The sequence below is a fragment of the Phyllobacterium sp. P5_D12 genome (assembly GCF_054049495.1).
This window is the reverse complement of record NZ_JBFUMG010000296.1, coordinates 1-5,471: the sequence shown is the minus strand read 5'-3', so window position 1 is coordinate 5,471 and position 5,471 is coordinate 1. Positions and strand designations below refer to the sequence as shown.

Below are 5,471 nucleotides of genomic sequence, written 5' to 3'. Positions count from 1 at the left end.
GAAGTGCACGCTTCTGGCAGCTTGAGAGGTGGTAAGGTAGTCGTCTCGATAACGGTGGCGACTGCCTCCTAATTTTGTGCCACAGCGTTGGAGATTATGCGCGAGCAAAGCACGACTTGTTCGGCTATACGCTGCACCTTGTCCGGCGTCTGAGACTCACGCACCGTGAGACTGAGACTGCCGAGAACGTCATGCTCGCCATCGAAGACGGGGGCCGCAATACCAGCTACTCCCGGTGTAACTTCTCCGGTCGTCACAACCCAACCCTGCTGGCGATGCACTTTCAGGTTTGCTTTGACTTCAGCAAGCGACTTGCCGAAGCCCGCCGCATCAAATTCCTCTGGAATTCGATTGTACAGCCTACTTAACTGATACGCCGGAATATAGGCCAGGATCGCGACCGAGGCAGCGCCAAKGAGCAGCGGGCGGACGCGTCCACGATCGTAATTACTCTGCAAAGTTTCAGTGCCGCGTTCCTGATGGATACACAGGACATGTTCGCGGTACTTCCGGCATAGCAGGGCAATGCCTGAAAACCGGCTGGCGAGCTCTTCCATGACGGGACGTGCTGCACGGATTAGCGGATCGCCCGACCTGATCTTGTAATCGAGTTCAATGATGCGCGAGCCGAGCACATAGCCAAGGCCAGGCAGGGAGGACAGGAGGCCGGCGTCGGTCAGCGCTTTCAGATAACGATAGAGCGTGGAGCGCGTATAGCCGACGCGAGCGTGTATTTCATCGAAAGTCAGCGCCACGTAATTCTCGTCGCTGTCGAAGAGATCGAGAATTCCCAGCATACGCTCGTGACTCTGCAAAGATTTCTCCCTGATGCAGCGGAATCAGCCTTGTGGCTCACCAACGGCCGAGATTTAGACCGGGGTTAAAGGGAACACAACTCCATCAAATTGATGTCAATGTCCTGTGGCCAAGGCTGCCAAGCTTGCAATATCTTCCGGCAAGCGATTGCCACGCCATACGATGTGCATGTCTGGCCTCACCAGAAGGAGATCGTATCCATAGATATCACGGGCTTTGCCGGCCGTTATATCGAGGATTTCAAAAGGTGCGTTGAGCGATTTGAACTCTTGCTGCAGGGCGCTTGTTTCTGCCGAGGATCCGCCAAGCCGCAGCAATGTATAGCCTTTGCCGATGTGGTCTTGAATTGCGTCACCTTCACCAATCCAGATGTGCGGCAAGCGGGCTCCGGGCCAAGTGGTAGGGTTGTATTCGCGGAAGAGATGCTCAGGGCCACCGGGTTCATCCCAAATGACGGGCGAACCGACATAGCGGTATCCAAGTTCGGCCCCGATCATTTCATTGGTCTTGCGCTGTTCGATGTCGGCAACGCGGGTCAGGTTATCACGTGTGTGCTGGCCTTCCGGTGTGTCGTCAGCAATGTCCGGGCGATATTGCGAACGCCATTTGCGGCGTCCTTGCGATGCGTAGCGCGATGCGCCGACGTTTCGGTCACCGATTTGTCGGCGTTCGATTTCGTAAGAACGCAGCAGGTTGGGACCGCCCCAGCCTTGAAGGGTAGCCGCGAGTTTCCAACCAAGATCGACAGCATCGCCGACGCCGGTGTTCATGCCAAGGCCCCCGGTCGGGATGACGAGATGAGCCGAGTCGCCAGCGAGGAATATCCTTCCCGCACCGTAGCGATCCGCGAGCAAGAGGTTCTGCTTCCACTGACCGACGTAAAGCATTTCGTAGTTGACCGGCACACCAACCGCCTTTTCGAACTGCTGCGCCATGTCTTCATCGCGTTCAACAACGGCATGCAACGTCCAGTGCTTGGTGGAATCCTGCATGATCAGAAAAGTCGCCTGTCCGTCGGCGACGTGATAATGACGGCCTTTCCCCGGGCCGCCGGCGATTGGAATGCGATCATATAGGTCTTCGCTGTAGTAGAGTGCTTGGCGCAAGTGCAGGAGATTGCCTTCGCCGCGCAGCTTGATTCCAAGCTGCTTGCGCACCGGGCTGGCTCCTCCGTCACAGCCGACGAGGTATTTCGCGCGTATTTGCTCGATGTTGCCGCCAAGATCGACAGTTTTTGCCGTCACACCCTCATCGTCCTGTTCGCAGGATACGAATTCGCATCCATAGCGAACGGTCACTGACGGGAGCGTTTCGGCTACGGATTTCAGCAGAGGTTCGAGCGTGTATTGTGAGATGAGCTGATAGGCTTCGAGCGGCAGATTGGCATCCTGACTTTTTGCTATCTGCTCAAGTGACTCCGCAACAGATGGATAAGGCAGCTGTAACAGCGGGGGCTTGTTCATTGCGAGAACGACAAACACGTCCATGGGTACATTGGCGTCCAGACCCGCTGCTCGTATCTTTTGTGATAGGCCCATCCTGCGGAAAATTTCCATCGTCCGCGCGTTGCATCGTTCCATTTTCGGCAGAAACTGAGGTGCTTCCTTTTGCTCGATAAGCGTGCATTTCACGCCGCGCTGGCCGAGATCGATGGCCAAGGTAAGGCCTACCGGGCCGGCGCCAACAATAAGGACATCTGTATCTGTCATGTCAGGTCACTCATGTTATCGCCGGAACGTTCATATGTGGCCGACGTGAATTGAACGGATAAGCGACGGGCGAAATCGCCGCGCTGCTTCATCGTTCTTTTTTATCGTCAGGTGGAATTTCCAGTCAATCGCTAATTTACAAAAATCTCGTAATGTGGGATAAAATTATTAATCCTGTGAGGCGGACCGACCCACACCTGTTGAACCGATTCATAGATGACACCTGCTTGGAGCGGGTGATACAAATGTAGTTGTGGAGGATAAAGAGTGACAAAAAAGGTCGAGTTGACCCTGGCGTGTGGTGACTATGAGATCGTTAGGGCTTTGCGGGAGGGGGAGGTCAAGCCGGATGGCATAGACCTGACGATACTAACCGAAATGGATTCGACGACGCGCCACTGGCGCTTTCTCCGAAATGGCGAATTTGATGTCGCAGAGGTTTCCCTTTCGTCCTACGTCACAGCCCGCGGCCGCGATCTGCCATTCAATGCAATCCCGGTCTTCCTCCACCGCCGCTTCCGGCATGGCTTTATCTTCGTCAACAGCAAGAGCGGCATTCGCGAACCGAAGGACCTGATTGGCAGGCGTGTGGGGGTCAAGAATTATCTGGTGACAGCAACGTTGTGGCTGCGTGGCATTCTCGAAAGCGAATATGGTGTGCCCCACCAATCGATCGAATGGTTTGCCGAACTCGACGAGGATGTTGATTTTACACCGCCCGCAGGCCTGAAGTTGACGCGCCTGCCTGATGAAAAATCTGTTGAAACCATGCTTCTCGACGGTGAGATCGATGCATTGCTGCATCCGGATCTGATAGACGCCATCGTTGAGAAAGACCCGCGGGTGGGGCGTCTCTTCCCTGACTACAAGCAGGACGAGATCTCGTACTACAAAAGAACCGGTATTTTCCCGATCATGCATGTCATGGGAATACGACCGGAAATTGTTGAGCGTCATCCCTGGGTACCGATCAACCTGTTTCAGGCCTTTAACGAGGCCAAGCGCCTTGCCATACAGAGGATGGAAAATCCGCGTGTTGTGCCTCTGGCATGGTATCGCGAGGCCTGGGAGGAGCAGATTGACATTCTTGGTGACGATCCTTGGGCCTATGGCCTAGGCGAGCGCAACCGGCACAATCTCGAAACCGTTATTGGCTATGCTCATCAGCAAGGTTTGATCGACCGTGAGATCCCATTGGAGGAGTTATTCTTCGATGTCGGACAAGGACGAAAGCGCGGGGAGAAATATCGCGTTTAATAGGGTCGAGGCCCCTGTTAAACATCGCTCCTCTGTCCAGAATATTCTCATAATATGCGATTTATATTAGAGGTAGGTCTGGATTTCGCCAGCCGAGTTCGCCGCCCTCAATAATTCGCATAACAAGCGGGCGGATCAGCGCTTCAAGCACGTGGGCGGTGTTCGCGGACAATGATTGGTGAAGGACAAGCGCGACGGTGCGCTCCAGTTGAGGGTCCGTGATGCGGCGCGCTGTGACACGCTGTTCGCGGATCTCATCCAGAAACAGGCCGTATGGCACGATGGTGCTGCGGCCGTGATGCATGATGATTTCGCGCTTCACATTGGCAGGTTCCACCTCGATCAGGTCTAGCTTTGTCTGTCGGCTTGTGGYGATCTCATCAATCAGCCGTCGGATCGGTCGGACCTTTCCATCAAGCACCAGCGGAAACTCCGACAGCCTGTCGAATGGCACGGTGTTGTCCGTGTTGGACGTCACGCCGTTCGAGCTGACAAGGTAGAGGTATTCCTTATAGAGAGGAACGACGCGAATATGCGGTAGATCTGGCGGGTCGTAGCACAGCGCTGCATCCAGCTCTTCCCGTGTCATGGCGTCGATGAGTTCGTCGCTCATCCCCTGCTGAACAACAATGTGCAGAACATCTCCGGCTCCCGTCGCCAGCGGCAACAGTTCTGGCAGCAGGGCACGGCCCGGTGTTGGTGCAACGCCCAATGAGATGCGCTTGCTGTTGGGTTTGCCAAAATGCGCGACAGAGCGCTCTGCTTCCGCGAAGGCCTCCAATGCCCTGGTTCCAGTTTCAATCAGGGTGCGCCCTGCTTCCGTGGTGCGCACGCCACGAGAGTGCCGTTGGAGCAAGATCACGCCGAGTTCATCCTCGAGAAGCTTCAATTGATATCCGAGCGCAGGTTGGGACACGTTGAGAATTCGGGCCGCCGCAGTGAAACTGCCGAGGCGTGCGACCGTGATAAAGTACCGAAGCTGACGAAGATTCATGCTGTTTCCCGAGCTATAAGCGTTACTTATAACACGCTTAAGCAAACGGTATTAGTCCCTAACCAACAGAGTTTCTAGTGTGACTCCACCATATCGAGGAGTTTCCTATGCAATACATCGACGCGTTCAATCATTTCTTCCCGAAAGCTCTTTGGGAGCGCATTCAGTCCCTTGAGGGCGCCGGCAAGGACATCGGCAAGCGGATGCAAGGCGTCCCATGCATCTATGATCTCGATACGCGTTTCCGGGTAATGGACGAATTCGAAAATTATACGCAGATCATTTCACTCGGAATGCCACCGCTGGAAGCGATGGGTGATGGCCAGACGGCATTGGACCTGGCGCGCATTGGCAATGACGGCCAAGCCGAACTAGTCAGCAAATACCCTGATCGGTTCGCAGGCTTTGTCGCGGCATTGCCGATGGACACGCCGGAGGCTGCGGCCCGCGAAGCGGAACGTTCGTTTACGGAGCTCGGCGCGAACGGTGTACAGATACATTCCAACGTCAACGGCGCGCCGCTCGACGAGGAACGCTTTTTCCAGATTTTTGAAGTATGCGCGAAACACGGCAAACCGGTCTTGCTGCATCCTTCACGTAACGCTTCGATGCCGGACTATGCGACAGAGACCAAGTCGAAATATGAGATCTGGTGGACATTTGGTTGGCCTTACGAGACCAGTGCGGCGATGGCT

5 protein-coding genes are annotated in these 5,471 nt (G+C 55.1%); 2 read left to right on the top strand and 3 right to left on the bottom strand.

Going from position 1 to position 5,471, the window contains the following annotated elements:
• Window positions 1–68: 68 nt before the first annotated feature.
• Complete coding sequence (locus ACXJ5O_RS17565) at window positions 69–815, bottom strand: IclR family transcriptional regulator (RefSeq protein WP_457301011.1); 747 nt, start codon at window positions 813–815, stop codon at window positions 69–71.
• Window positions 816–911: 96 nt separating this feature from the next.
• Entirely contained in the window at window positions 912–2,525 is a 1,614-nt protein-coding gene (locus tag ACXJ5O_RS17560; protein ID WP_457301010.1) for an FAD-dependent monooxygenase, read from the bottom strand.
• A 267-nt stretch (window positions 2,526–2,792) separates the two neighbouring features.
• Here ACXJ5O_RS17560 and ACXJ5O_RS17555 point away from each other — a divergent pair, with 267 nt between their 5' ends.
• Window positions 2,793–3,782 carry an ABC transporter substrate-binding protein gene (locus ACXJ5O_RS17555; protein WP_457301009.1) on the top strand — a complete coding sequence of 330 codons (990 nt, stop codon included), beginning with the start codon at window positions 2,793–2,795 and terminating at the stop codon, window positions 3,780–3,782.
• A 61-nt stretch (window positions 3,783–3,843) separates the two neighbouring features.
• Here the strand turns inward: ACXJ5O_RS17555 and ACXJ5O_RS17550 are convergent, their stop codons facing one another.
• A complete protein-coding gene (locus ACXJ5O_RS17550) occupies window positions 3,844–4,776 on the bottom strand; it encodes a LysR family transcriptional regulator (RefSeq protein WP_457301008.1) in 933 nt (310 codons plus the stop codon).
• A gap of 107 nt (window positions 4,777–4,883) precedes the next feature.
• On the opposite strand from ACXJ5O_RS17550, the gene ACXJ5O_RS17545 reads away from it, so the two are divergent.
• On the top strand, window positions 4,884–5,471 hold a 588-nt coding region (locus tag ACXJ5O_RS17545), incomplete at its 3' end, for an amidohydrolase family protein (protein WP_457301007.1).